A 25,933-nucleotide genomic window follows, 5' to 3' on the forward strand; every position below is an offset into this window, starting at 1 on the left:
GAAACATCCTAGCCTAAAAGCACTGCGCCTATCACGCCTGCTAGCAGCAGCGGGACATTAAAGGCTAAAAATGTCGGCACACAGGTATCCCAAATATGATCGTGCTTGCCATCGGCATTAAGCCCAGAGGTGGGACCTATGGTGCTATCACTCGCAGGTGAGCCAGCATCGCCTATGGCAGCTGCAATGCCTATGAGTAAAATTGTCGCCTCCACACTAAAGCCTAATTGCACACACAAAGGGCAGTAAAAAGTCGCGATAATTGGGATCGTGCCAAAGGAAGAGCCAATCCCCATAGTGATAAAAAGCCCTAGTAAAATCATCAGCACCGCTCCGCCAAATTTACCCCCTACAAGCATAGAGCCTACTTCTACAAGCTGGGTGATGGCTTGGCTAGATTCTAGCACAGAAGCAAAGCCAGCAGCTAGGAGCATAACAAAAGCGATAAAGCCCATAAGCTTAAGCCCACTATCGACAAGCGAGTCCATAGCCCCCCACTTAATCCCACCGCCTAGGATCATTATCACAATCCCGCTAAATGCGCCAAGTGGCATAGAGTTTGTGCTAAGCTGCACGATAAAGGCTACCACCGCCCCCACAAGCACACTAATATCAGCAAGCCCTAAGCGCATATTTTCCATACACTCTTGCTGCTCTACAATCGCTTGCTCGCGGTAGATTCTAGGGCGAGAGTAGAATCCAATTATTGCAACAAGCAGTCCAAGCAGCATAGCAAGCCCGCCGATCCACAGCACACCGGCTGTATCACTAAGCGTTATGGCAAAGCCATATTTATTCATCTCTTCAATGATTGTTTGGTGGAAGAATAGCCCATAGCCCAAAGGCAGCGTGATATAAGGAGCCTGCAAGCCAAAGGTAAGCGCACACGCAATGGCGCGGCGATCGATTTTTAAGAGATTAAAGACACTAAGGAGCGGTGGGATTAGAATGGGGATAAAGGCGATATGCACGGGGATTAGGTTTTGCGAAAGGCAAGAGAGAGCTGCGATCGCAAGGCAGATAAGCACGCTACTTTTTATCACGCCTTTTTGGAACATCTGCGTAAGCTTATAGATACTTATGGTGATGAGATTGCTTTTGGTAATGGCAGAAGCAAGGAAGCCTAGCAGGATATAGCTTAGGGCAATTTCTAGCTTAGAGCTCATACCATTGATAAAGATTTGTATCGTTTGCTGCACCGCACTGCCACTTAGTGTGCCAGCAAGCAGAGCAGAGGCAAAAAGCGCGATTAAGACATTGCAGCGCAGTAGGCAAAGAGCGCACATCACAAGCACGCTGAGTAGAGCTGGGTTGGTCGCTAGGGTGGTAAGATCACTCATAAGACTCCTTTGTTTTATCTTTAAAGGCGTTGGCTTTGCCGCGCTTTTACTAAAGAAACATCGGCTATCGCCGACCGCTTCACTTGTTTTGCGGGAGCTGCGGCGTGGGCTTGACTCTCCGCTTAGGTAAATCCCTTCGCCCACGCCTCGCCACGCGCAACCCACAAAACGAAGTTTCTTTAGAAAACAAGCAAAGCGAAGTTTCTTTAGAAAATCATCGGCAAATCCTGCCGCCTGCGGCGTTTTGAGAATTTGGGCTTCACTCCTAGAATCCACTTTTTCAAGCGATTCAGCTTTGGGTATCCATTTGCCTGATTACTCAAATTTTGAAGTAGGAGTTACCTAGAGCGGTAATGACTATCTCAAAAATCCCATAATCGCGCTAATGTTATCCCAAAGCTGAATCGCTTGAAAAAGTGGATTCTAGGCTAGTCGCAAAATCGCTGCAAAATCTCCCCATACGACTCAATCCTACGATCACGCAAAAAGGGCCAAATTTGCCGCACGGCTTGCGTGCGATTTAGATCGATCTCACACACTAGGCTTGCTTGCTCGCTTTGTGCTTGGGCTAGGATCTCGCCTTGAGCTCCACTTATAAAGCTATGCCCAAAAAACTCTATCCCCTCTCCAGCCCCGCTAGAATCTAGCTCAAAGCCCACGCGATTGATCGCTATAAGTGGGAGGGCATTTGCCACGCTATGGGCACGCTGGATAATCTGCCACGCTTGGAGCTGGCGGGATTTCTCCTCGTTGCTATCACTTGGGGTAAAGCCTATGGCAGTGGGGTAGATAAGTAGATCCGCGCCCTTTAGTGCCATAATCCTAGCCGCCTCTGGATACCACTGATCCCAGCACACAAGCACACCAAGCCGCCCTAGGCTTGTCTGTATGGGGGTAAAGCCTAGATCCCCGGGCGTGAAGTAGAATTTCTCATAAAAGCTTGGGTCATCAGGGATATGCATTTTGCGATATTTGCCTGCGATAGAGCCATCGCGCTCAAAGACTACGGCAGTGTTGTGATATAGACCTTTAGCGCGTTTTTCAAAAAGTGAGGTTACAAGCACGACATTTGCCTGCTTTGCTAGATCGCTAAATAGCGCAATATCTGCTTCAAAGCTTTCAGCCAAATCAAAGAGATCCACGCTCTCATATTGGCAGAAATACGCGCTTTGATGTAGCTCTTGCAGGGCGATGAGATCCACACTTCCTGCAAGCTTTAGCACTTCTTGGCGTATGTAAGCAATCGTCTCTTCTCTGCTGCCATAGAATCTATGCTGCAAAGCAGCGACTTTTATCATATCTCTCATAGCTCTTCTCTACTCTTGATATTCAGAATCTGGACTTTCATAGTCATCGCTATCATATTGATTGTAGTCATCTTCCCACTCATCATCATCCCATTCACTCTCTACATCATCAAACCCATTTTCTATATCATCATCAAAGTCATCATCTGCACGACTTCTAAAATCCGCGCGACTTCTAAAATCTGCGTATGTAAGCATATTGTGCTTGCTAGAATCCACTATCATTACGACTCCTTTATAATATCTCTTGCCACTTCACTTGCGATTTGCAAGCCAAAGCTAGCCGTTACCGCGCTAAAGCTCCCTAAGCCTTTGCATTTAGGTGGCTCTGGGCTAAAGATGACTTTGTAGTCTCCTTTAAACCCGGCTTTTTTCAATCCATCGCGAAGCTTCCTTGCAAATCTATCGCCATAGCTTTTCCAAATACTAGCAACTTTGATATGCGATGGATCAAACTTCTTGGCAGAGCCTGTGGAGCAGATATATCTCCCATAAGGCATAGAAGCACAAGCTTTGGCTAGTAGAATCTTTGCCGGAATATCATCAATAGCATCGATCACATAATCATAGCCGCAAAATTGCTTGCTACTAGATGAAGGATTTTGGGCTATAAAGCTTTCTAGCCATAGCTCATCAAGCCTAGCTTCTATACCCACAATGCCCGGATATAGTTTCTCTAGCACCTTGACTTTTATCTCGCCGATAGATTCTGCGCCTATTTGGCGGTTTTGATTTGTGATGTCAAAGCGATCTTTATCAATTATGGTGAGATTAGTAACGCCGCAGCGATACAAGCCATCAAGCGCAAACCCCCCCACTCCTCCAACACCAAAAATCAACACGCGCTTGCTTTGTAAAAATGTCCAATGATCACCAAATAGCAAACGCGACCTTGTGAAGCGATCTTGGGCTTCTTCTTGTGGCGTGCTTACAAGCTCTCGCTCTAGCATATCAATCCTTAGGGAAATTGTGTAAGGCGAAATTGTAGCACGAAAAGCGTGTTTTGTGATTTGTTTAAAATGTATTTACTTTAGATTTTCACAATGTGGCGCGTTTGATTTGAGTTTGTCATTACAAGGAGAATGTATGAGTGCAAGGAAGTTTGGGGTAAGATTTTTGGGTGTTAGTGCGGTGCTGCTAGCTAGCTTGCAAGCAGAAGGTGTAGATAAGAGTATGGATAAAAGTGGCGCATTTATCGGGGCGGAGGTAGGCTATGCAGCTGGCTTCACTAGGGTAGATCCTATCCCTACAAACCAGCAGCAGCAGACTACAACCCAAGGGCAAAACATCACCTATCCCTATGCTGCGTTGGGATTGAAGGCTGGGTATGGATATTACTTCGTCCCTTCATTTGGCGTGCGTGCTTATGCGAGCTATCATTATGGGGTCAATGGATCAAATGGAACTAGCACAGAGATAGAGCAAGGTGGTGGCGGTAGCGGTGGCGGGACTACTACTATCACCACAAACTCTACAATGCAATCAATCCACCAAGTGAGTGCTAATGTCGAGGTGGTATGGGATTTTGTGCAGCTTAGTCAAGCAAGCATTGGGGTCTATGCTGGGCTTGGGGTAGGGTATGGATCGCACACAGCTAAAACAACAAGCGCAGAAGGTGCGCAAGCGACTATCACAGAAGCCAATCTAGGATCTGGATTTATCCTGCCTGTAAATATCGGGCTTGAAGTGGGGATAGGCAAGCATCATAGAGCAGGGCTAAACTTCCGTATCCCTACAATTGCCGCAAGCTTCAAGGACAATATGGGGCTAAATGCCACATATACTGAATTTTCAAGCCGCAATTTGATCACAAGCGTTGGATATTCTTATGTATTCTAGGCTTGCCTAGAATCTATTGGCATTGGCTTACAAAGTATGCGATGATCCACGCGCATATACTTACATATCTGCTCCCCATTTGACTGCGCTGTTAAGGTGCTTGTGAGATTTCTAGCGATACAATTACATCCTATTTATCTCACTAAAAGGCGTATCTATGAAAGTTGCGTTACTAATGAGCGGGGGAGTAGATAGCTCCTACTCAGCTTATTTACTACAACAGCAAGGTTATGAGGTGCTTGGGATCTACCTAAAGCTACACGATAAAGAAGAAAAGCACAAAGTCTTTATCCCAAACTGCGAGAAAGTCGCTAAAAATCTAGGCTTTGAGTTTATCGTCCTAGAGGCACAAGAGCAGTTTAAGGCGATTGTATATGACTATTTTGTGCGCTCCTATCAAAATGGCGAGACGCCAAATCCTTGTGCTATGTGCAATCCTAATATGAAATTTGGCTTCGCATTGCAAAAAGCCCTAGAGCTTGGCTGTGAGAAAATCGCCACCGGGCATTATGCGCGCATACAAGAAGTAAATGGCATAAAGCGTATTGCAAAGGCGGTGGATTCTAGCAAAGATCAAAGCTACTTTTTGTATGCCATATCCCAAGATGCCATTGATCGGCTGATTTTCCCGCTTGGCGATATGCTAAAGAGCGAAGTCAAGCCCAAAGCCTTTGAGGCGATGCCGTGGTTTGGGACTTTGGAGACTTATAAAGAGAGTCAAGAAATCTGCTTTGTTGAAACAGATTATATTGATATTTTGAAAAAGCACGCCAAAGTCGATAGCCCCGGAGTCGTGCGCGATACGCAGGGCAATATCGTAGGCAGCCACAAGGGCTATATGCAATACACCATAGGTAAGCGCAAGGGCTTTAGTGTCAAAGGTGCGCTAGAGCCGCATTTCGTGCTAGATATTGACCCAAAGGCAAATGAAATCATCGTGGGCAAAAAGCAAGAGCTAGCAAAAAAGCTAGTCCAAGCAAGCAATATCAGCCTACCCACGATCTATAATGATAAAGAATACGACATCAAAATCCGCTACCGCTCCGAGCCTACAAAAGCTAGGCTTGAGGTGTGTGATGATAGGATTGTCGCGCATTTGCAAGAGCCGGTGTTTGGCGTGGCAAAGGGGCAGGCGTTGGTGGTGTATGATGGAGAATGTGTGCTAGGAGGAGGGGTGATCGGCTAGCCTAGATTCTAGGCTAGCTAGAATCTAGCATAGAATCTAAGATCGTAGATTAGCGATCATTTTGTCATAGGCTGCTTTTGTGCCTGGGCGCACGCTTGTCATAAGGCTTGCGATAATGATCGCTAGTGATGCAGCAAGGAAGCCTGGCACAATTTCATAGAGCTTGATATACTCAGCAATGTAGTTTTGCCATACAATCACCACTACCGCGCCTGTGATCATTCCGGCGATCGCGCCTATGCGTGTCATTCTACTCCAAAAGAGTGAAAAGAGCATCACAGAGCCAAAGCTAGCCCCAAAGCCTGCCCACGCATAAGATACGATCTTTAAAATACTAGAATCCTTATCCGTAGAGATTAAAAATGCAATAACAGCTACAAGTAATACCCCAAATCTACCGATTTTCATCACCATTTGTGGGCTAGCATCTTGCTTGAAAATACGGCGATAAAAATCTTCTGCCAAAGTCGAGCTTGAAACAAGAAGCTGTGAGCTAGCTGTGCTCATAATCGCTGCTAAAATCGCGGAAAGCAAAATCCCAGCGATCCAAGGATTGAAAAGAAGCTGACTCATCACGATAAAGATTTTTTCTGGATCTTGCAAGGAGAGATTAAATTTATACACATAAGCAATGCCTAAAATTCCTATAAAGCAAGCCCCGATAAGTGAAATCACCATCCAAGAAATCCCCACAATCGTAGCAGTTGGAATATCTTTAGTCGAGCGGATAGACATAAAGCGCACCAAAATATGTGGCTGTCCAAAATAGCCAAGCCCCCACGCAAGGGCAGAGATGATCGCAAGGGCTGATACACCTTCACCCATAGAAAGAGCTTTGGGCTTAATATCTGCTACGATTTTCATCGCCTCATCATAGCCGCCAAGATTTGTGAGCATCACCACAGGCACGATAATTAAAGCACTCATCATCAAAAGCCCTTGAATCATATCTGTCCAGCACACTGCCTTATACCCACCTAAAAATGTGTAGGCTACGATGATGATAGTCCCTGTGGTAAGGGCATAAGCATAATCGATCCCAAAGGTGCTTTCAAAAAGTTTCGCCCCACCGACAAGCCCAGCAGATACATAAAAGGTAAAAAACACCAAAATTACAATCGCACAAATAATGCGTAAAATATGCTTATCATCATCAAAGCGCGTTTCAAAATAATCAGGGATTGTAATGCTATTGGCAATAATGCTTGTGTAGATTCTAAGTCGTTTGGCGACAAAGCTCCAATTAAGCAATGCCCCAATACTAAGCCCTATGGCGATATAGCTCTCCACCAAGCCGCCCACATACAAAGCTCCGGGCAGCCCCATCAAAAGCCAGCCGCTCATATCACTAGCCCCAGCACTTAGGGCTGAAACCACAGGACCTAGTGAGCGACCACCTAAGAAGTAGTCTTCTGTGCTTTTGTTTTTCCTATAAAAATAAAAGCCGATAAATAGCATTAAAGCCGAGTAGGCGATAAAAGTAATGGCAATTTCTGTATTGATTTTTACAACTTCCATTGTTTCTCCTTATTGTGAATTTTTTAAAGCACGAATGCCCAAGTTTCCATAGCGATGATAAGACACACTTAAAGCCTTTTCATTATGATAGAACAAAAGCTCAAAACGCCCATTTAATAGTGGCTTATCGCGGATAATGATTTTAGCCTCTTTAGCAGCAGCTTGATAGATAGGATCGCTTGTATCCGGCTTGGCGTGATAGCGCACGCGCTCAAAAAGTGGTAGCTTAGCGATAAACTCATCGCTGCTTTCTGCTACAAAATCTGCGGCTAAGTCTGTCATTTGACAAACTTTTTGAGCCAAGGTGATAATCGCCCTAGAATCCACTTTTTGCGCGTTTGTATCACAAACCCTAGAATCCACTTTTTTCTCATAGCTTACCAGTGGGCTTAAGCCTAGTGTATTGCACCCTATGATAACGCCTAGAATATCTTGCAAGCTATCTTGCTCACACACCCTAAAGGCTAGATTTTTAATCCGCGTGTAAGAAAAAAGATTATCTTCTCCGCGGATATTGACATAATCTCTTGCTACGCTAAATTCGTGCTTATAGTGGTGGGCATAGGACTTTGCCATAAGGGTGGCATTTGCTAGGGTAGCTTGTGTGCTTTCATCACTTGCTTTGCTTAGTTTTTCTAACGCATTTGCTAAGGGACTATCAAGCAAGTTTGTATCAGCTTTTGCTTCTATATCCATAAATTGCGTGATGTAATTATAGATCCCAACCTTTCTCCCAAAGCCTATGGCAGATTTTTTCACTCCGCCAAAGGGCTGTCTTAGCACGATAGCACCTGTTGTGGGCTTGTTGATATAGATATTACCTGCTTCAATATGAGTGTGAAAATACTCCCACTCCCTTTCATCTAAGCTCTCAAATCCCGCTGTAAGCCCATAACCTGTGGCATTAACTAGCTCAATGGCTTCTTTTAAATCTTTAGCCCTAATCACACTTAAAAGTGGCGCAAAAAGCTCATTCATATGTGTGAAAGCACCTTTTTTCACGCCATATTTTATACCCGGAGTCATTAAGTGTGGATTATCATTTATAAATGTTGGTTTTAACGCCCACTCTTCCCCAGCTTCTAGCTCATTGATAGCTTTTGTCAGTTTCTCGCTAGGTTTATCACACAAAGCACCTAATTTATTTTTAAAGACAAAAGGACTTCCCACCGCCAAAGAAGCTGCCGCATCAACAAGGGCTTTTTTAAATTCTTCATCTTCATAGACTTCATCTTCAAGCACAAGCAAAGAGGTGGCGGAGCATTTCTGCCCAGAATTTGAAAACGCAGAGTGGATAATGTTTTTTACTGCGCTATCTCTATCGGCAAATTTAGACACAATGGTCGCATTTTTGCCCCCAGTTTCTGCGCTTAAAAGTAGCGTTGGATTTGCCTCTAGCATCGCATAAGCAGTATCTTCACCGCCTGTAAGTATGGAGAATTTCACCGCTTCATCGCTTAAAATATATTTCGATATATCACTGCCCTTTGCTGGTAAGAAAATTAGCGCATCTCTTGGAATGCCCGCATCCCAAAAGCACTCACAAAGCTTATAGCCTGTCAGCATAGAAAGCGATGAAGGCTTATAAAGCACGACATTACCAGCAGCTAAAGGAGCGGCTATGGTGCCCACAGAAATACCCACAGGGAAATTCCACGGCGCAATGGTAACGCCTATGCCCTTTGGCTTAAAGGTGGCGTTTGGATTTTGCTTTTTGAGTGTTTCTAGAGAGTGGGGATAAAACTCCACAAAATCAATCGCCTCGCTTACTTCAGGATCAATTTCTAAAAAAGTCTTGCCTGTTTCTAACGCCGCAAGCCCTATCAAATCCCCCCTTCTCTCACGCATAAGCTTGGCGACTTTGGCTAAAATGCCATAGATTTCATCGCTACTTTTTTGCGTGAAGTTTGAGTTTTTCGCCACTTTTAAAGCTGCTTTTAGCTCATTTTCTCCTGCTAAATACGCTGTGCCTATGGTGCGATGGGCTATTTTGTCTTTAACTTCTAAAGTGTTTAAATCCGCTTGTGTGAAGTCAAGCTCTCCAGCAACAGGATAGACATCATAATCGCTTAAATTTTCGTATTTTGCTTTAATATTTTGCGCCCACAAGCGATTTTGTGAGAGTATGAAATCTGTGTCGCTTTCATTGGTAAAAGTTTTTGTCGTGTAAGAGCTTGGGACATTTTGCGTTTTGGTTCTATCTTGCTTTCTGTGTGTGGTATTATCAAGAGTTTTGATACCTTCAAGGGCATTTAAAAAGAGTGCCTTTTGCTCTTCCCATTCTTTAGAGCCGACTTTAAGGTTGAAAAAATAGCGCATAAAATTATCTTCGCTTGTGTTTTCATCAAGACGGCGCACAAGGTAAGCAATGGCATTGTTAAAATGCGCTTCATCACACACGGGCGCATAGAGAATTAAATCGTGCATTTTAGATAGCTCATAAGAGCATTGCAAGCTCATACCCTCAAGCATTTCAAAGGTGAAGCTCTCACTTGCCCCTGCTTCCTTAATGCGTGTGTAGGCGTAAGCGATTTCAAAGATATTATGACTAGCGATGCCTACATTGATATATTTGTAATTTTCATCTTCTAGCACAAGATCTAGCATTTTATTATAGTTGCTATCGGTGTCGATTTTACGCTCAAAGGTCGGTAGCTCCCAGCCTCTTTGGCTAGCGATTGTCTCTTCGTTTTCCATATTTGCACCCTTTACAAAGCGGATTTTAATAGGCTGCATACCCTTTAAAACCCTTTCTTTTGAAAAGGCAAGGAGCTTTTTAAGATACTCGTAAGAATCAGGGATATAGGCTTGTAAAACAATGCCCGCTTTAATGTCAAATTTGCCCACACTCTCCATAAAAGCCGCCACAGTTAGCTCTAAATCCCTAAACTCCTCCATATCTAAATTGATAAATTTACTCACGCCTTGCCTGTTTTGCTCTTCTAAGGCTAGGGCATAGAGCGTATCAAGTCTTTTTACTACTTCATCTTTAGAATAGTCAAAATCAATAATATTAATCTGTGAAAAAATTGTAGTAATTTTGATAGAAATATAAGTGATATAGCTTGATTTTAGGGCTTCTTCGTATTTTTGCATACGGTATTTGCTCTCTGCCTCTCCTAAAACCTCTTCACCGATGAGATTGACATTAAGCGTGATGTTTTGCTCATTTTTACGCTTGGTAATGTGCGGGGCTAGGAAATTTTCATCAGCGTCTAGCACCATAGCCTTTGTATCATTTCTCAAATGCGAGATGAAAAACGGCACACTAAAATTGGGTGCTAGCTTACCAAAGTTTAAAAAGCTAAAAAGCAAGAATTTCTCAAAGGCAGAGAAAAAGTCCGCTATACCAAATTTATTCAGCGTGTGTTCTATAAGCTCAAAACTCGCTTTTTTATCCTTGCAGCGAAAAGAGCGGTCAAGTAGCTCGATTAGCATTACTTTATTTTTGGGATTATTAAGAAGCTTTTGCATTTTAGCGTGGAATTGTCTCTCACTAGTGGAGAGATTTTGCTCGATTTTGCTTTGTAGCTCTTCTGCCAAAGCGATGGATTTTTGTATCATTGATAAACCTTGTAGGTAGATTTGGTTTTGTGTCCTGCCACATAGGGCAGGAAGAGATAAGTGAGATACGGCTTAGTGGGCTACAGCCTCGCTAGCACCAATTCCACTTTGTGCGCGGAAATCTTGCGCTCTAAAGCCATCTTTATCGATTTGTGCGCGTTTGGAGTTATCTAGCTTAGAGATAATAAAAATTGCTATAAAGGTCAAAGGCATTGTAAAAATTGCTGGATGATCATAAGGGAAAATCGCAGATTCAAAGCCAAAGCTTTTCACCCAAATACTAGGACTTAGCACCACAAGTGTCAGCACCACAACAAGCCCTATCAATCCTCCCCAAAACGCACCTTTAGTCGTGAGATTTTTCCAATAAATTGAAAGGAGCAAAATAGGGAAATTCACACTTGCTGCAATAGCAAAAGCAAGCCCCACCATAAAGGCGATATTTTGTTTCTCAAACAAGAATCCTAACGCGATAGCTAGCACACCAAGGAATATAGTCGCACCCTTAGTTACTCTCATCTCAAGCTTAGGATCACATTTGCCATCTTTGCAGACATTGACAAACAAATCGTGGCTAATAGCCCCCGCTCCAGAAATGGCAAGACCCGAGACAACAGCCAAAATCGTAGCAAATGCCACAGCTGAAATAAAGCCTAAAAAGACATTGCCACCAAGCACTTCAGCTAGGCTGATTGCCACCATATTTGCCACACCGCTATAAGAGCCATCGGGATTTGTAAATTCAGGATTCCCATAAAGCAAAGCAATCGCACCAAAGCCAATAATAAAGGTAAGGATATAAAAATACCCAATAAGCCCTGTGGCATAAAAGACTGATTTTCTCGCTTCTTTAGCGTCTTTAACCGTGAAAAAGCGCATCAAAATATGTGGCAAACCTGCTGTCCCAAACATTAAAGCAAGTCCAAGTGAAACTGCGGAGATAGTGTTTGGCAAGAATGTGCCAGGCGACATTATCGCTTCACCTTTTGGGTGGTGAGAAATAGCTTGAGCAAAATAATAAGAAAGATCAAATTTTGTCAAATACAAAATCATAATCGCCATAAAACTAGCCCCTGCTAGAAGTAAAATCGCTTTAATGATTTGCACCCAAGTTGTCGCGTGCATTCCACCAAAGACAACATAACAAATCATCAAAATCCCCACAAGAATCACTGCGACACCATAAGGAAGTCCAAAAAGCACTTGTATAAGCTGCCCTGCTCCAACCATTTGTGCGATAAGGTAAAACACAATCACGCTCAATGCTGAAACCGCTGAAATAATGCGGATAGGCTTTGCATCAAGGCGATATGCGGTAATATCTGCAAAGGTAAATTTTCCAAGATTGCGGAACTTTTCAGCAATTAGAAACAATATGATAGGCCAACCCACTAAAAACCCAATAGAGTAGATCAATCCATCAAAGCCATTTGTAAAAACTAATGCCGTAATACCCAAAAAGCTCGCTGCACTCATATAATCCCCAGCAATGGCAACACCATTTTGCATACCCGTGATATTACCGCCAGCAGTGTAGAATCCACTTGCAGACTGACTTTTCTTATTTGAGAGATAAGTAATGAATAATGTCGCCAACACAAAAGCTAGAAACATACCGATAGCGACAGGATTTACATCGGATTTTGCACCACCGGTATTGATTGCATCAGCACAAAGTGGCAGGACACCAAATGTGCTTGCAAACAATGTGATAGAAAATTTTTGCCATATTTTCATTGGGCACCTCCTTGCTGGTTTTTATAATCAATCTCGCCATTTTGTAGGTCTTTGATCAAGTTAGATTCTTGCAGTTGATTTAAGATATTTGCCTGATCTCGATCGAAATAAGTGTTTGCTAGGAATGTATAAATCCCTGTAACAACAATACTTAAAACAATAATAAAGAGTCCTCCAATAATCCCAAGTGTAACAGAGCTTGGTCCTAAGCGATACCCCAACACCTCTGGGAATAATCCTACGCTAAGGACAAAGATGTAGTAGCACACCAAAACTACAAGCGAAAGAACAAGCGAAATCTTGTTCCTAAAGCTGACAAACTGCCGAAATTTCGATAAGGCGTTTTGCTGATTTTCTTTGAGCCCCATTTCTTCTCCTTATGTGTAAAAATTTCTTGTTACTATGCTGTTTTATGCCAATAAAGTAACATACACTTTGATACTACAATAAAATGTCGGTGATAAAATGATATGCAGGTCAAATACCATTTATGATTGTAAAATAGTAACATCTATAAAAATAAATGTGTAAAATTATCACCAATGAGTGTTGCCTTAGAAGTGCGGTAGTGTAGGTGCATTGGGTAGAAGCATAGAAGTGTATTGCAAAACTAGATTCTAGCTTTGTGGATTTTAAGAAAATTGCTAGGGGTGTTTCTAGAGATAAAGTAGGGGGCGTGCTTGGGTTTTATGATAGAGTTATTGATTGTCATCTTTCTTGTTACTTTGAGCAAATTTGACAATCCTATCTGCGATTTTACTGATCGGCAAAATCTCATCGACCGCGCCTACTTCTATCGCGCGTTTTGGCATACCAAATACCACACAGGTTTGCTCATCTTGCGCGATTGTTTTTGCGCCATTATCGTGCAGCTCCTTAATGCCTATGCAGCCATCATCACCCATACCTGTGAGAATGATCGCTAAAGTATTGCGCCCGGCAATGTTGTTGGCTGCGCGGAAGAGAATATCCACGCTTGGGCGATGCCTTGAGATCCTAGGGGCATCTAGGATAGGATGGGCGGAATATTTGCCATTTTCATAGCCAAGCGCGATTTGTGTCCCGCCTTTTGCTAGATAAATGCAGTCATTTTTAAGCACGAAGCGTTGATTGACTTCAAAGACACTAAGCTTAGATTTTGTATCAAGTCGTTTGGCTAGCGTTTGGCTAAAATGCTCGGGGATATGCTGGACTACGACAATGGGCGGGAGATTGCACGCGGGCAGTGCGACAAAGATTTCTTCTAAGGCGATGGGACCTCCGGTAGAAGAGCCTATGACAATAAGCTTTTCACGATTGATTAAGCAAGGATTGCTTTTTAGTAGCACATCTGGATGTTTTTTTTCTTCTATTTCTCTCATAGTTATCCTTAGGCTAATCTCGTATTTTTATATAAGTTTTATTGCCTAGTCTCTCTACCTTATCCTTGAGTCCTAAAATATCATCTGCGTGTCCAATGTATAGCGTGCCATTTGTCTTTAAAAATCGCAAGAGCTTTCCTAGAATCTGCTCTTGCTCTTGGGTCTGGAAATAAATAAGCACATTGCGACAAAAGATAATATCAAATTCATTCTGGTGGAATGGATAGGTGGAGTCGTGCAAATTTAGCTGAAAAAACTTGATCATTTTTCTTAGCACTGTCTTAGCGCGGATAGTTTTTGTGCCATTTGCAGCTACTTGCAAGGTGTCAAAATATCTATCCATATTGACCCAGTTGGGGAGATTGAGCGTGGGGCTTAGGGTGAAAACCCCATCTTTAGCATCTTGCAAGACTTTTGTGTCAATATCACTTGCATAAATCTCCACATTGCAAGAAGAGTTATATATCTCGCTAGCATATAGCACAGTGGCGGCTATGGAGTAAGGCTCTTCGCCTGTTGATGAAGCAGCGCAGTAGATTTTGATATTGAATTGGTTTTGAAAAAGTGCTGGCAAAACACGATCAAGCATATCTTGGAAATGCACTTTCTCGCGGAAAAAGTCTGTTTGATTGGTGGTAAAGGCATTGATGAAAAGCTGCTTTGCTTGGGGGTTTTTGCTAGTAAGCGCGATAAGCTCACTTGCAGTTGTAATGCTATCAAAGACAGGAAACTGCTTGAGAGAATCTAGGCGGTTTTTCATCATTGTTTGTTTAGAGATGTCTAGGTAAATTCCTGTGATTGTGTGGAGATAGGATTGGATCTCTTTGAACGCTTTGGCTGTGTCTATATTCAAGAGTGTCCTTTAGGCTAGATTAAAATGCTCGACAGGATTTGAACATATCTTCATAATAGCGCGCAGCCTTGGAGACAAGATAATTATCATCATCATAAAAAAGCGTTTCATAGCTGTTTTCAAACGCATTTTTACTCCAATTAGCTGAACCGATGTAGAGAAGATTTTTATCGATTATGGCGAGCTTTTGGTGCATTATACCATAGTAGTTACCTTTTGGGGATTTTCCTCCTTTGAGCAGGCAGGTGGAGATATTGTTGTATTTATCAAGATAGCCGATCATTGAGCGCGAGTCGTTTTTGCTACTCTCATCAAAGATTATGCGGATTTTCACGCCTCTTTGCGCGCTATCGCGGAGAGCTTTTGCTAGCTCTCTATTGGTGAAGCTATAAATGGCTATATCGATGCTTTTTTGTGCGCGTTTGAGTGAGCTGTGCAGGCTTTTGAAGGCTTTGTCTTGCTCATAGGGCAACATAAATAGCTCGCTTTTTGCTTCACATATAAGCCACGAGCTTACCAAAAACACTAGGATTTTTCTCATCAAAAGCCCTTTGGGTGAAAAATATGCTATAATCCGTGCCATTTTACTCTAAAATAGGTAACTTTATGAAAATCGTTTTGATCAATACCGATCCAATGGTTGCAAAGCTTATTGAAGCCACTGCGAAGAAAACAGGGATCACGCTTATAAGCTATATAAGCACTGATGAGTGTGATGTAAGCACATTGACAAAAGAGTATTTTGTCTTTGTTGATGAGAGTGGGCTAGGGCAGGATAGAGATCGTGTAAAATCCATAGCACAAGACTTTTTGAGCTGTATGTTGTATGCTAAAACCAAGGCGATTAAAGAGTTTTCCTATCTCGTGAAAAAGCCATTTTTACCTACGGAGATTTTGGATATTTTGCAAGCAGAGTTACTAAAAGTTGGGCAGGATTTGCACAATGCTTCTGAAGTTACACAAGATGAGATTGCCCAAGTTGATGATAGTGTGCAAATGCCAGAGCTAGATATGAGTGTGCTAGATAAATTGGGGGATTTTGATATTGCACAGGAGTTTGATGATGTCTCTGCGCTTCCATCACTCCCAGATAGTTTAGATCTCTCTAGTGTTAGTGAGAAATCCACAACACAAGCTGCGCAAGAAATTGATGAACAAAATATAGGGCAAGAAGATAGTGGGGAAGATACAAAGAGTAGCAGTGCTAGTGATGTAGGTGCAATGATAGATGAGATGAGTAATGGGCGCAATGAGGTTAATTTCCTAGAAGATGGAGATATGGAGGATCTTGATGTAGGGGCATTAGATGAGCTAGGTGGGGATAAGCCTAGTGCTGATGTGGCTGCAAATGATAGCAGTGATGAAATACCGCTAGATCTGGGTAATCTGGGTGATTTGAGTTTAGATTCTGGACAAGATCTAGCTGAGAGTGCAGTAGATAGTGCCAAGCCGATCGATCTAGGCGATGAAGCACAAGATGTGCAAGAGACAGATCAAGATACGCTTGAAAACATCCTAGAATCCAATGATTTAGAGCCAAATGTAGCAAAAGATACAGGCGAGGCAGTAGATAAGATCGGTGATGAGATAGCACAAAATACGCCAGATCCTTTGGATTTATCTATTGCAGATTCTAGTGCTAAGACATTGGAGCAAGACAAAGTGCAATCTCTAGAATCCAGCGAGTCGAGTAGCAAAGAGAGCGACTTAGATGACTTAGGTATGGTAGATAATCTTGTGAGCGACACTGCCTTAGATAATGGCGATAGTCAAAAGGGCGATACTCAAGTGGATATGCAAGAGAATCTAGAGCTAAATGATGAGATCATAGGTGATGAGATCCTAGAATCTGGTGTAGATATAGATGAGAGATTTGCTGACCCTTTGGAGACTGATGAAGAGACAAAGACAGAGTCTAAAGAGACTCAAACACAAGAAGTGATCGCAGAGATTGATCAAGATTCTTCACATAAGCAGGCGCAAAATCTAGCAGAAGAAGATAGTGCGGATATTAAAGAAGCTAGCGAGCTAAATGGTAAGGACTCTCTAGAATCTAATCAGGAGTGCGAGATCCTCCCGCAAGATGAGGTTGAGCTTGTCAAAACTCTGCTTGATGATAGCAAGGAGGGAGTGGATTCTACGGCAGCACAGGAGACGCAAAATGTGGAGACACAAGAGCAAGATACGGATGCAAAGGACTCATTGCAAGAGCAAGAGACACAGCAGCCACAAGATATGCAAGAGCTAGAATCTAATCAAGAAGCCACAGCCACAGATCACGATATGGCTTTGGGTGAAGAAGAGTTTGCTGATATTGAGCTTGATGATCTTGCGCAAGTGGAGCAGGCAGAAGAATCTAGCGCAGATATGCAAGAGGATTATTTGCAGCTAAGTGAGAGTGAGATTTGCGAGGCATTGGGCGAAGATCTACCTACCAGCGAGCAAGCCATAGAATCTAGCTTAGTAGAATCTACAGATCCGCAAGATCCACTTCAAGACCCACTTAGTGATATGAGTGATGATCTCAAGCTAGAATCTAGCCAAGATGAGCCAAGTGCAGACCTTGTAAAATCCGCAGATATAGAATCTAGCCAAGGCAAGCTAGATTCTAGCGCGCAGGATCTTGTCGCGCAAGAGAGTGTGCTAGATAGTATAGAGCAAGGCGTGCAAGATGACTTGCCTATATCTTTGGAAGTTGGCACGGATATAGAGAGCTTGCAAGAAGCAGATATGCAAGAGCAGAGTGTGCAAGAGGATTTGCAAGGCGTGCAAGAAGAAGCAGATATACTTGAGCACGATTTGCAGGCAAGCACACTAGAATCTAGCGATGGATCAAGCCATAAGGATATAGATAAGAATCTAGCAGAAGAGCTAATAGGACAGGGGCTAGAGGATGTAGGCGAGCTAGAATCTATGCAAGATTCTAGTGCTTTGGCGCAGGAGTCGCAAGATCTTATGCTGCAAAACTCCGAGTTGGCTGGGGATTTGGGAGAGTTTGGCGTGGAGGATTCTAGTGAAGGGGCTAGTGCATTGCAAGATTCTAGTGCTTTGACAGGGGCGTTAGATTCTATGGTGGCGCACGATTTGCAGGAGCTAGAAGAAGCGCAAGAGGAGCAAGAGGAGATCCAAGATCAAGCCACGCTTGATGATTTAGGTGAGTTTGGCTCAAGCTTGCAAGCTATCAATGCCTTGCGTGATGAAATGCAATCACTTGGCGATTTGGATCCGTTTGCAAAAAGCAATGAAAGAAAAAGCAGGGATAATGCGCTAGGTAGCACAGAAAATACCCACGCAGATAACCGCTCTGGCGGCTCCACCCAAGCCAATCAAACACAAGCCCAGCTTTTTAGTGAGCTTTTAGCAAATAAATCTGCTCAAGAAATCCGCTCTTTGCTCAATGGCGCGAAAATCTCTATCAATATCAGCTTCGCGGATACATATGACAAATAGTATGCCAGCATCTCAAGCGACTCAAGGGGCGTTGTTTGGGCGGATCCTGATCCTATCTGGACCATCTGGCTCGGGCAAATCTACTTTGTGCAAGATTTTGCAAGAGCATTTTAGTGATATTTACTTCTCTATCTCTACGACTACGCGAGCCCCTAGAGATGGTGAGCGCGATGGGGTGGATTATCACTTCGTGAGTCAAGAGCAGTTTATAGCAGATATTAAGCAGGGGGCGTTTCTAGAGTGGGCGCAAGTGCATAATAACTACTATGGCACAGCGTTATTACCTATCACGCTGGCTTTAGAGCAGGGTAAGCTTGTGATATTTGATGTTGATGTGCAAGGACATCAAAGTATCAAGGAGTATTATGGGAATCTCGCGCGATCAGTGTTTATCACAACTAGGAGCAAGGAGATTTTGCGCAAGAGGCTAGAGAGTAGGCAGACAGATTCTACGCAAAATATCGAGCTGCGATTATTGCACGCTTATAATGAAATGCAGCAGCTCTCGCATTTTGACTATCTTATCGTCAATGATGATTTGCAAAGCTCTAAGCGTGCGATTATTGGGATCGCTACTTCGCTGGAGTTTATCCCGCAGCCTAGTATCTATCAGTCGCTGTGGCAAGATGTTGGCGAAGATATGAAGCAGTAGTCTAGGATAGATATTTACAATTAAATAAAAACACCTTAGAATACCGCCTATTTTACACAAGGAGCAAATATGGGAAGTTTTAGTTGGTGGCATTGGCTGATTGTTTTACTCGTGGTGTTGTTGCTATTTGGCGGAGGGAAAAAGATCCCCGAGCTTCTAAAAGGGCTTGGCACAGGGATTAAGGGCTTCAAAAAAGCCGTGCGCGATGATGATGAAAGCGATATGCCAAAGCTAGATACACCAACGCCCGCGCAACCCACGCAACAAACTATCGCAAAAAGTGATAGTAAAGAGATCATAGAAGCTAAAGTCGTAGCAAGTCAGGCTTCTATAAATGCGCCTGTGAGTGCGCCTGCACCACAAGTGGTGCGCCTTGAAGTAAGCACAGCAGAAGCACCCAAAAAGCGCGGACGCCCTAAAGGCTCTACAAACAAGCCCAAAGATACATCGAGCAAAAGTTCCAAAAGCCCAAAATCTAGCAAAGAATCCAAGCCTAAGAAATCCACACAAACTAAAGCCAAAAAATCTGGCGAAACAACCAAAGCAAAATCAACAAAAAGCACCAAATAGATCATAAAGCAAGGCAAGAAATGTATGAATATGTCAAGTCCATTATCTCGCAAATCACGCATTGCGAGATTGTGCTAGAGCGACCTAAAAACAGAGAATTTGGGCATTTTGCTACGCCTGTGGCATTTACGCTAGCTAAGGCACGCAAGCAATCTCCAGAGGTGATCGCAAAAGAGCTATGCGCACAGCTAGAAGGGCATAGCGCGTTTGCTAAAGTTACTCAAGTTCGGGGCTATATCAATCTCTTGTTGAAAGATTCGTTGCTAGAGAGTTTTGCTAGCTCTGCTTTGGGCAAAAAGCGTATAGATTCTAGCGTGCCTTTGGCGCAGGGCGAGACAATCTTGCTTGAGTATGTGAGCGCAAACCCCACAGGTCCTTTGCATATAGGACACGCGCGTGGGGCAGTGCTAGGCGATAGCTTGCAGAGGCTAGGGAGCTACCTAGGGCATAGCATTAGCAGTGAATACTATGTCAATGATGCAGGTGCGCAGATTGGCAAGCTGGGGAAATCGATCTACCTAGCGGGCAGGGAGCTGCTGGGCGATAGCGTGGAATACGATGATGACTGCTACAAGGGTGAATATATCATCGATATTGCTAAGTCTGCTATCGCGCATTTTGGGCAAGAGATAATGACCAAGGAGCAAATCCCTGTCCTAAGTGATTTTGGCAAGGATCTAATGCTTCAAGAGATCAAGGACAATCTCGCGGCGTGTGGAATCCACTTTGATAACTATGTGAGTGAAAAAGAGCTTTTCACACGCTGGGATAGCGCGCTAGAGCGGCTCAAGGCTCATCAAGGTGTCTATGAGCAAGATAGTAAGCTTTGGCTTGCTTCAAGCACAAAGGGCGATGAGAAAGACCGCGTGATCGTGCGTGAAGATGGCGAGCCGACATATTTGGCGGGAGATATTATCTACCACGGCGATAAATTTTCCCGCGATTTTTCGCGCTATATCAATATCTGGGGAGCTGACCACCACGGCTATATCGCTAGAGTAAAGGCAAGTATCGAGTATTTGGGCTATGATTCTTCAAAGCTACAAGTGCTTCTAGCCCAAATGGTAAGCCTGCTTAAAGATGGCAAGCCCTATAAAATGAGCAAGCGCGCGGGGAATTTTATCCTTATGCGCGATGTTTTAGCGGATATTGGAGCTGATGCGCTGCGCTTTGTCTTTCTCTCTAAAAAGCCTGATACACATTTAGAATTTGATGTCGCCACACTAAGCAAGCAGGATTCTAGCAATCCTATTTTTTATATCAACTATGCCAATGCTAGAATCCACACTTTGCTGAAAAAATCCCCCCTAGAGCCTAGTGCCATACTTCAAGCAGATTTGGCTCAAAAAGTGGATTCTAGTGCGGCTTTAGTGGCGGCTAGGGAGCTAGTCTTTGAAGCTCTGCTACTGCCTCGAGTGGCGCAAATGGCGTGGGAGGAGAAAAGCTTGCAGAAAGTCTGCGAATACGCCAAATCTCTTGCTGGAGAGTTCCACGCATTCTACAATGCGCATAAAATCCTAGAATCCACTTTGCAAGCCCCATTGCTTAAAGCTTCTATGCTGGTAAGCCAAGCCCTAACTCAAGCCCTAGATATGCTTGGCATAGAGGCAAAAACACAGATGTAGCCCAATGCAATGCCAAAGACGCAAAAAAGGATTCTAGTGTGAAAGTGGATTCTAGGGTTGGTGAATCCACCAAAACTAAAGTGCTTTTTGTCATAGGCGACATCACGCGCAAAGGCGGCATAGAGCGCGTGGTGGTAAATCTTGCTAATGCCTTTGTGCAGATTCTGGGCTATGAGGTTGGGGTTTGTAGTTGTTTTAAACGCTATGATGAGTTGCCTTATGTGCTAGACTCTCGCGTGAGCCTTAGCTATATCTATGATTATAGCGGTGCGCCAATGCACCAAAAAGCCCAAAAAAGCAAGCTCTATAAACTCTACTATCGCAATATCTTTGAGCGTGTGTTAAGCCATAAGGTTTGCGCACTTGCTAGGGGCTTTGACTTTCTTATTGACAATGATCATATCTATCTGCCCCCCCCCTTATTGCGTTTTAATGCCTTTCCAAAGACAATCAAAGTCTTTCATCTGCCATTTTCTCGCCCACGCTCGCGTGCCAAAAGCTTTGATAGCATTGTGGTGCTATCAAATAAGCAGTATGACTTGTGGCACAAGCACTATAAGCGCGTGAGCGTGATCCCAAACTTCATCACAGAATTTGCTAGCAAAAAGGAGTGTGATAGCTCCGCACAGGTGGTGCTATCTGTGGGGCGTATGGAAGAGGGCGATCAAAAGGGCTTTTCACGGCTTATTGATATATGGGAGATGGTGCAGCGTAGTGGAGAGTTTGCTAGCTGGAAGCTCTGTATCATAGGCGATGGCGAGATTAAGTGTGAGCTAGAAGAAAAAATCGCGCAAAAAGGGCTAGAATCTAGCATTATGCTAAAGCCCTTTAGCAAAACAATCCAAGAAGAATACGCCAAAGCCAGCATATACGCGATGACTAGCTACTATGAAGCCCTGCCTATGGTGCTACTAGAAGCAGGCTCTATGGGGCTTGCTCTCATCGCTTTTGATGTCAATACCGGACCTAGCGATGTGATACCTTGTCCTAAAAATTTGATACACGATAATGATATGCAAGCTTATGCTACGCGCCTAAAGGAGCTTATGCGATCAAGCAGCTTGCGTGAAGAGTGTGGGGCTGGCGTGCGAGAGCGCGTAGAAGAGCAGTTTTCTAAATCTGCGGTCTTGCAGCAGTGGGAAGAGCTTTTTAAGACATTGTAGATTCTAGCAAAATACCTATGGATTACTAAGAATGCATTTTACTTGTTTTCTAAAGAAACTTCGCTTCGCTTGTTTTCTAAAGAAACCTGCTTCGCTTCGCTCGCACCGCTATCGCTTGTTTTCTAAAGAAACATCGGCTAACGCCGAGCGTTTTACTTGTTTTCTAAAGAAACTGCACTGCGTTTGTTTTCTAAAAAACTTCGTTTTGTGGATTGCTCTTGCGCCGCTTCGCTTACATTGGATCGCCACGCTCATTATACTCGCTCGCAATGACAGCTCCACATCGTCATCGCGAGCCTTGAAAAAGGCGTGGCGATCCATAACGCAATCTTGGAATCCCAAGCAGAAAAAACGCGCAAAGACTAGAATCCACTTTTGCAAAAGTGGATTCTAGTTTGGATGCCAAGCACCACTCGCAATGACGATAAAAAAGTGGATTCTAGGGCAAGTGGATTTAATGGATTCTATGGAGTAGGGGGCTGGCATAGAGTCTGCATAATTGCTCCACATTGTGTTGCAGGGCAGGCAGCTTGGCTTATAGCTTTTTAAGCCATAAGCTTCCGCCGGTATTTTTCTGGCTTAGGGGCAGTGCGGCGGCAAACTCATCTTTGTAGAGATGATTTAAGCAAGTGTTGAAAAAGACAATTTCAAAGGCAGGATTGAAGCTTAAAAATGCACGCAAGAGATAGGCTTCATTCCACGAGTTTTTGTCCCTTAGCCAATCATTTGGGTAGCTAAAGGGATAAAAAATATCGTGGAAGTGGATATATACGCCGCGTTTAAGCCTAGGGAGAATCTCAAAAAAGATTCTATTGACATCGGAGTTGATTTTGGCAATGTGTGTAGAATCTATAAATAAAATGTCATTGGCTTCAAGCTCTTCAAAAAGCTTTTCATCTATCTCTTGCAAACGATTTGGCAAAATGCGTGTGAAAGGAGAATCTATATCGCTTTGTTTTAAGAGAGAGTGGAGAAGGGCGGGGTAGGGCTCAATGTGGGTGATATGAAAAGGTGTTGTTTTGGCTTTATTGGTAGATTGCGCTTTGCTTGGTTCTGGCGTTGGCTTTTGGGCTAAAAATGGCGATTGCTGCGGCGAGTCTGCAGTTACGCACGCCCAAGTGCGCGCCCTTGACTCGTCTTGCAAAGCCCCATTTTTATCTCCAAAATCCTGTCGCCTAGCTGCGTTTGTAGAATTTGTGCCATCGTGCAAAATCCTAGAATCCTTTGCGGACTTGCTTAGAGCTATTGCATTTTTTCCAGAATCTAAAATAGATTCTAGCTCACAAACAGAATCTGCTTTATTTTGCCCCCCCCCCCCGTTAGATTTCTTATCTGTGAAGAAAAGCTCTCTTACATCGTGCATAAGCGCGGAGCTAAAGCCAGAGCCTACTTCTATAATCCTTTGTGGTCGCAAGTGGCGTATCATCGCATAGAGGCAGATGCCATCGCTGTGGCAGTAGGCTTGATTGTCAAAATAGTAACGCAAATGCGGCTGTTTCTGCTCTGTAAAAGGCATTTCTGCATAAAGCGTGGCAAATTCTTTCAGCAATGTCCTTTGGGATTCTAGCTTTAAGTCTATACCGATTAAATCGCGTGGATCATAGGAGCGATTGGCAATGCCTTCTTCTATCTCTTTGGCATTGGCAATGGGCGAGTAGAAATGCCCACTTGGGACAAAGTCTATTTGCCCAAAGATGGCTTCTACTTTGCGTTTGGCTTTGCGTAAAATGCTTTTAAGCGTGGGCTTTTTTGCAGGGGTGTCAAGATACATAAAAACTCCTTGTAGTTTGGGATTAGCTTGTCTTTTTACCTAGTAGGATTCTCGCTTGGCTGCGGAATCTTGCTGGGATAAGCTCGCGGATACACACGCGCGGAATAATCCAAAAAAGATATTTGAGTGCGTGGAGCAGGGGGAAAAGGCGGTTGTATTTATAGCCGATTTGGCAGTCTTCTTTAAACATCTGCCACGAGAGATGTGAGCTTACGCCCTCTAGGCTAAAGCTTGAGACCACAAGCGGGATATGATAGAAGCTCACGCCATTATTGTAAGCCTTGGCGAAAAAGTCCGTATCTCCTGCGATTTTAAAGCTTGTATCATAGCGGTAGGCTTGCATAAGGGGGGTGGCGATAAAGGCGGATTGATGGATAAAGTGGTGGCGGTATTTATGCGATTTGGTGGAGGCATAGAGGATTTTAGAGTGGGTGTCATCATAGATAAGCTGGGAGTCGCCATAAAGGATTTGGGGAGTGATTTGGGGCTGTGTTTGTAGCATACTTTGCGTGCTTTGGTGAGAAAAATAAGCAAAAAACTCCTTTAATGCATTTGGGCTATAAAATCTATCCCCGCAATTCATAAAGTTGCACCACTGCCCTGTGGCAAGCTCTGTGCCTTTATTCATCGCTTCATAGATCCCGCTGTCTTTTTGGCTTAGGAATTTAAAAGTGAGATTTTTCTCTTTATGCGTGGCTTCAAGGTAGAATCCACTTTTTTCATTGTGCGCGTGGGTTGTTTTCGCTACCCCTTTGCCCCTAGAATCCACTTTTGCGCACGCTTGTATATGGCGCATAATCGCTTCTTTTGTGCCATCACTGCTTGCGCCATCGATGATGATGTATTCTAATTGCGGATAGTCTTGTGCGATGACAGAATCCATTGTTTCTATAATATGGGCTATATCATTATAAACAATGGTGATGACAGAAATAAGCGGGGATTGTGCTTGCGTGCTTGTATCCATTATAGTGGGCTTTCTTGATAAATTTGTGCGATTATAGCACAATGGGCGTGCGTTAGGCTAATGTTTGGGGATTGTTGAAGCTTTGAAGAGTTTGGTAAGTTTTTTTGCAATTCTTGCATATATAGATGGCTGATGAAAGGCTATGTGGAAAGCTGTGGTATCTATGGCGTGGGCTTGGGTAGAGTTTGGGTGTATGATGGGGAAAGCTAGCTCATAGCTTGGCATTGTGGCAAATTTAGATTCTCCTGTGGTATGCGTGGCATCATCTCTATTAAATCCAATATTTTTGATCATATTATTCTTAGGATAAATGCAAAGCCCTTTGTGTTTCCATACACTATATGCCAAAGGATAGTCCCAAGTATTTATTTTGCCTTGTGCATAGGCTTTTAAGATTTTATACCAATAGCGTTTTTCTTTAACGGAGTAGAAATTATCAAGCAATCTAAATTCTGCTTCAAAGTCGCTAAATTCTAGTTGATACTTTTGCCACGCTCTAGCCCAGCTAGCCCAGCCCCAAATATGTGGGTATTTAGAAAAAAAGTAGTCTTCTTGCAGCTGTGCCTTTGGGTGCAATGTTTCTACCGAAGTATTTTTAGCAAAATCAAGTCCGCTCCAGCCACTTATCATAAAGACTTTCTGTTCATTGCTATATCGCTCTAATAACTCATCACAGAATCTAAAAAAGCTTATGCTAGGCAAGCAGTCATCTTCTAGGATAATACCCTGCTTTTCTTGCGAGAAAAACCACGATATAGCCGAGCTTACAGCGAGCTTGCAGCCTAAATTTGTATCCAAAAATCGCGTGTGGATTTTACACTCCCAAGTAATATGCTCTATAACGCGTCTGCGCAATAGTGCAGCTTGCGCTAGCTCTTTATCATCTCTAGCACCATCTTGGGCTAGATAGATGACTTTGGGCTGGACTTTGGCAATTTGTGCTAGCACAGCAAGCGTGGTGTCTAGGCGATTGAAAAAGAGTAGCAATACAGCATTTTGACAGCGATAGATAGGGGGCTGCATTATGCTG

22 protein-coding genes and 1 pseudogene are annotated in these 25,933 nt (G+C 43.5%); 8 read left to right on the forward strand and 15 right to left on the reverse strand.

What is annotated here, in order from left to right:
• Positions 1–8: 8 nt before the first annotated feature.
• The 4 genes from DX060_RS05705 to DX060_RS05720 all read right to left on the reverse strand — a co-directional run bounded on the left by DX060_RS05705 (position 9) and on the right by DX060_RS05720 (position 3,597).
• Positions 9–1,340 (reverse strand): Na+/H+ antiporter NhaC family protein, encoded by a 1,332-nt coding sequence (locus DX060_RS05705; RefSeq protein WP_115011560.1) that lies wholly within the window; start codon positions 1,338–1,340, stop codon positions 9–11.
• A gap of 428 nt (positions 1,341–1,768) precedes the next feature.
• On the reverse strand, positions 1,769–2,638 hold the full coding sequence (locus DX060_RS05710; protein WP_309473197.1) for a carbon-nitrogen hydrolase: 870 nt from the start codon (positions 2,636–2,638) through the stop codon (positions 1,769–1,771).
• Between the two features lie 18 nt (positions 2,639–2,656).
• Positions 2,657–2,872, reverse strand: a complete 216-nt coding sequence (locus DX060_RS05715) for a hypothetical protein (RefSeq protein WP_258552213.1) — start codon at positions 2,870–2,872, stop codon at positions 2,657–2,659.
• The gene (locus DX060_RS05720) at positions 2,872–3,597 is read right to left on the reverse strand and encodes a ThiF family adenylyltransferase (RefSeq protein WP_115011562.1); all 726 of its coding nucleotides are present in this window, start codon (positions 3,595–3,597) and stop codon (positions 2,872–2,874) included. Before DX060_RS05720 ends, DX060_RS05715 begins: the two co-directional genes overlap by 1 nt.
• A 136-nt stretch (positions 3,598–3,733) precedes the next feature.
• Between DX060_RS05720 and DX060_RS05725 the strand changes: the two genes are divergently transcribed.
• Positions 3,734–4,486 carry an outer membrane beta-barrel protein gene (locus DX060_RS05725; RefSeq protein WP_115011563.1) on the forward strand — a complete coding sequence of 251 codons (753 nt, stop codon included), beginning with the start codon at positions 3,734–3,736 and terminating at the stop codon, positions 4,484–4,486.
• A 157-nt stretch (positions 4,487–4,643) separates the two neighbouring features.
• Positions 4,644–5,672 carry a tRNA 2-thiouridine(34) synthase MnmA gene (mnmA, locus tag DX060_RS05730; RefSeq protein WP_115011564.1) on the forward strand — a complete coding sequence of 343 codons (1,029 nt, stop codon included), beginning with the start codon at positions 4,644–4,646 and terminating at the stop codon, positions 5,670–5,672.
• A gap of 36 nt (positions 5,673–5,708) precedes the next feature.
• Here mnmA and putP read toward each other — a convergent pair whose 3' ends face one another.
• The 7 genes from putP to DX060_RS05765 form a co-directional block, all read right to left on the reverse strand.
• Positions 5,709–7,190 carry a sodium/proline symporter PutP gene (gene putP, locus DX060_RS05735; protein ID WP_115011565.1) on the reverse strand — a complete coding sequence of 494 codons (1,482 nt, stop codon included), beginning with the start codon at positions 7,188–7,190 and terminating at the stop codon, positions 5,709–5,711.
• A gap of 9 nt (positions 7,191–7,199) precedes the next feature.
• Positions 7,200–10,754 carry a proline dehydrogenase family protein gene (locus DX060_RS05740; RefSeq protein ID WP_115011566.1) on the reverse strand — a complete coding sequence of 1,185 codons (3,555 nt, stop codon included), beginning with the start codon at positions 10,752–10,754 and terminating at the stop codon, positions 7,200–7,202.
• A gap of 72 nt (positions 10,755–10,826) precedes the next feature.
• Complete coding sequence (locus DX060_RS05745) at positions 10,827–12,491, reverse strand: cation acetate symporter (RefSeq protein ID WP_115011567.1); 1,665 nt, start codon at positions 12,489–12,491, stop codon at positions 10,827–10,829.
• Positions 12,488–12,859, reverse strand: a complete 372-nt coding sequence (locus DX060_RS05750; protein WP_115011568.1) for a DUF485 domain-containing protein — start codon at positions 12,857–12,859, stop codon at positions 12,488–12,490. The genes DX060_RS05745 and DX060_RS05750 overlap by 4 nt, the downstream gene beginning before the upstream one ends.
• A 330-nt stretch (positions 12,860–13,189) precedes the next feature.
• Complete coding sequence (locus DX060_RS05755) at positions 13,190–13,852, reverse strand: CheB methylesterase domain-containing protein (protein WP_115011569.1); 663 nt, start codon at positions 13,850–13,852, stop codon at positions 13,190–13,192.
• 13 nt (positions 13,853–13,865) lie between these two features.
• Positions 13,866–14,705 carry a CheR family methyltransferase gene (locus DX060_RS05760; protein ID WP_258552214.1) on the reverse strand — a complete coding sequence of 280 codons (840 nt, stop codon included), beginning with the start codon at positions 14,703–14,705 and terminating at the stop codon, positions 13,866–13,868.
• A 19-nt stretch (positions 14,706–14,724) separates the two neighbouring features.
• Entirely contained in the window at positions 14,725–15,246 is a 522-nt protein-coding gene (locus tag DX060_RS05765) for a phospholipase D-like domain-containing protein (RefSeq protein WP_115011570.1), read from the reverse strand.
• Between the two features lie 65 nt (positions 15,247–15,311).
• Here DX060_RS05765 and DX060_RS05770 point away from each other — a divergent pair, with 65 nt between their 5' ends.
• The 5 genes and pseudogenes from DX060_RS05770 to DX060_RS05790 all read left to right on the forward strand — a co-directional run bounded on the left by DX060_RS05770 (position 15,312) and on the right by DX060_RS05790 (position 22,165).
• The gene (locus DX060_RS05770) at positions 15,312–18,155 is read left to right on the forward strand and encodes a midas domain-containing protein (RefSeq protein WP_115011571.1); all 2,844 of its coding nucleotides are present in this window, start codon (positions 15,312–15,314) and stop codon (positions 18,153–18,155) included.
• Positions 18,145–18,807: a guanylate kinase gene (gene gmk, locus DX060_RS05775; RefSeq protein WP_258552215.1), complete on the forward strand. Its 663-nt coding sequence runs from the start codon at positions 18,145–18,147 to the stop codon at positions 18,805–18,807. Before DX060_RS05770 ends, gmk begins: the two co-directional genes overlap by 11 nt.
• A gap of 69 nt (positions 18,808–18,876) precedes the next feature.
• Positions 18,877–19,089, forward strand: a pseudogene (gene tatA / locus DX060_RS11980) (twin-arginine translocase TatA/TatE family subunit); the annotation flags it as partial.
• 308 nt (positions 19,090–19,397) lie between these two features.
• Positions 19,398–21,002, forward strand: coding sequence for an arginine--tRNA ligase (gene argS, locus DX060_RS05785; protein WP_115011574.1), 1,605 nt, complete (start codon positions 19,398–19,400; stop codon positions 21,000–21,002).
• 44 nt (positions 21,003–21,046) lie between these two features.
• Complete coding sequence (locus tag DX060_RS05790; RefSeq protein ID WP_181814206.1) at positions 21,047–22,165, forward strand: glycosyltransferase; 1,119 nt, start codon at positions 21,047–21,049, stop codon at positions 22,163–22,165.
• 108 nt (positions 22,166–22,273) lie between these two features.
• Here the strand turns inward: DX060_RS05790 and DX060_RS10850 are convergent, their stop codons facing one another.
• The gene (locus DX060_RS10850; RefSeq protein ID WP_147278783.1) at positions 22,274–22,486 is read right to left on the reverse strand and encodes a hypothetical protein; all 213 of its coding nucleotides are present in this window, start codon (positions 22,484–22,486) and stop codon (positions 22,274–22,276) included.
• A gap of 54 nt (positions 22,487–22,540) precedes the next feature.
• On the opposite strand from DX060_RS10850, the gene DX060_RS11335 reads away from it, so the two are divergent.
• The gene (locus DX060_RS11335; RefSeq protein ID WP_181814207.1) at positions 22,541–22,714 is read left to right on the forward strand and encodes a hypothetical protein; all 174 of its coding nucleotides are present in this window, start codon (positions 22,541–22,543) and stop codon (positions 22,712–22,714) included.
• Here DX060_RS11335 and DX060_RS11985 read toward each other — a convergent pair.
• The 3 genes from DX060_RS11985 to DX060_RS05805 are packed head-to-tail and all read right to left on the reverse strand — an operon-like array spanning position 22,701 to position 25,926.
• Positions 22,701–23,936, reverse strand: coding sequence for a class I SAM-dependent methyltransferase (locus tag DX060_RS11985; protein ID WP_258552216.1), 1,236 nt, complete (start codon positions 23,934–23,936; stop codon positions 22,701–22,703). The genes DX060_RS11335 and DX060_RS11985 overlap by 14 nt on opposite strands.
• 22 nt (positions 23,937–23,958) lie before the next feature.
• A complete protein-coding gene (locus DX060_RS05800; RefSeq protein ID WP_115011576.1) occupies positions 23,959–24,903 on the reverse strand; it encodes a glycosyltransferase family 2 protein in 945 nt (314 codons plus the stop codon).
• Between the two features lie 57 nt (positions 24,904–24,960).
• Positions 24,961–25,926, reverse strand: coding sequence for a methyltransferase FkbM (locus DX060_RS05805; protein WP_115011577.1), 966 nt, complete (start codon positions 25,924–25,926; stop codon positions 24,961–24,963).
• Positions 25,927–25,933: the final 7 nt, after the last annotated feature.

This window comes from Helicobacter canis (assembly GCF_900451095.1).
GTDB classification, from domain to species: Bacteria; Campylobacterota; Campylobacteria; order Campylobacterales; family Helicobacteraceae; genus Helicobacter_B; species Helicobacter_B zhangjianzhongii.

Coding starts and splice junctions, on each gene's coding strand:
- mnmA (WP_115011564.1), top strand. CDS start 4,644: ATGAAAGTTGCGTTACTAATGAGCGGGGGAGTAGATAGCTCCTACTCA.
- DX060_RS05740 (WP_115011566.1), bottom strand. CDS start 10,754: ATGATACAAAAATCCATCGCTTTGGCAGAAGAGCTACAAAGCAAAATC.
- DX060_RS05720 (WP_115011562.1), bottom strand. CDS start 3,597: ATGCTAGAGCGAGAGCTTGTAAGCACGCCACAAGAAGAAGCCCAAGAT.
- argS (WP_115011574.1), top strand. CDS start 19,398: ATGTATGAATATGTCAAGTCCATTATCTCGCAAATCACGCATTGCGAG.
- DX060_RS05765 (WP_115011570.1), bottom strand. CDS start 15,246: ATGAGAAAAATCCTAGTGTTTTTGGTAAGCTCGTGGCTTATATGTGAA.
- DX060_RS05805 (WP_115011577.1), bottom strand. CDS start 25,926: ATGCAGCCCCCTATCTATCGCTGTCAAAATGCTGTATTGCTACTCTTT.
- DX060_RS11985 (WP_258552216.1), bottom strand. CDS start 23,936: ATGTATCTTGACACCCCTGCAAAAAAGCCCACGCTTAAAAGCATTTTA.
- DX060_RS10850 (WP_147278783.1), bottom strand. CDS start 22,486: ATGGATCGCCACGCCTTTTTCAAGGCTCGCGATGACGATGTGGAGCTG.
- DX060_RS05715 (WP_258552213.1), bottom strand. CDS start 2,872: ATGATAGTGGATTCTAGCAAGCACAATATGCTTACATACGCAGATTTT.
- DX060_RS05770 (WP_115011571.1), top strand. CDS start 15,312: ATGAAAATCGTTTTGATCAATACCGATCCAATGGTTGCAAAGCTTATT.
- DX060_RS05755 (WP_115011569.1), bottom strand. CDS start 13,852: ATGAGAGAAATAGAAGAAAAAAAACATCCAGATGTGCTACTAAAAAGC.
- DX060_RS05800 (WP_115011576.1), bottom strand. CDS start 24,903: ATGGATACAAGCACGCAAGCACAATCCCCGCTTATTTCTGTCATCACC.
- gmk (WP_258552215.1), top strand. CDS start 18,145: ATGACAAATAGTATGCCAGCATCTCAAGCGACTCAAGGGGCGTTGTTT.
- DX060_RS05750 (WP_115011568.1), bottom strand. CDS start 12,859: ATGGGGCTCAAAGAAAATCAGCAAAACGCCTTATCGAAATTTCGGCAG.
- DX060_RS05710 (WP_309473197.1), bottom strand. CDS start 2,638: ATGATAAAAGTCGCTGCTTTGCAGCATAGATTCTATGGCAGCAGAGAA.
- putP (WP_115011565.1), bottom strand. CDS start 7,190: ATGGAAGTTGTAAAAATCAATACAGAAATTGCCATTACTTTTATCGCC.
- DX060_RS05725 (WP_115011563.1), top strand. CDS start 3,734: ATGAGTGCAAGGAAGTTTGGGGTAAGATTTTTGGGTGTTAGTGCGGTG.
- DX060_RS05745 (WP_115011567.1), bottom strand. CDS start 12,491: ATGAAAATATGGCAAAAATTTTCTATCACATTGTTTGCAAGCACATTT.
- DX060_RS05705 (WP_115011560.1), bottom strand. CDS start 1,340: ATGAGTGATCTTACCACCCTAGCGACCAACCCAGCTCTACTCAGCGTG.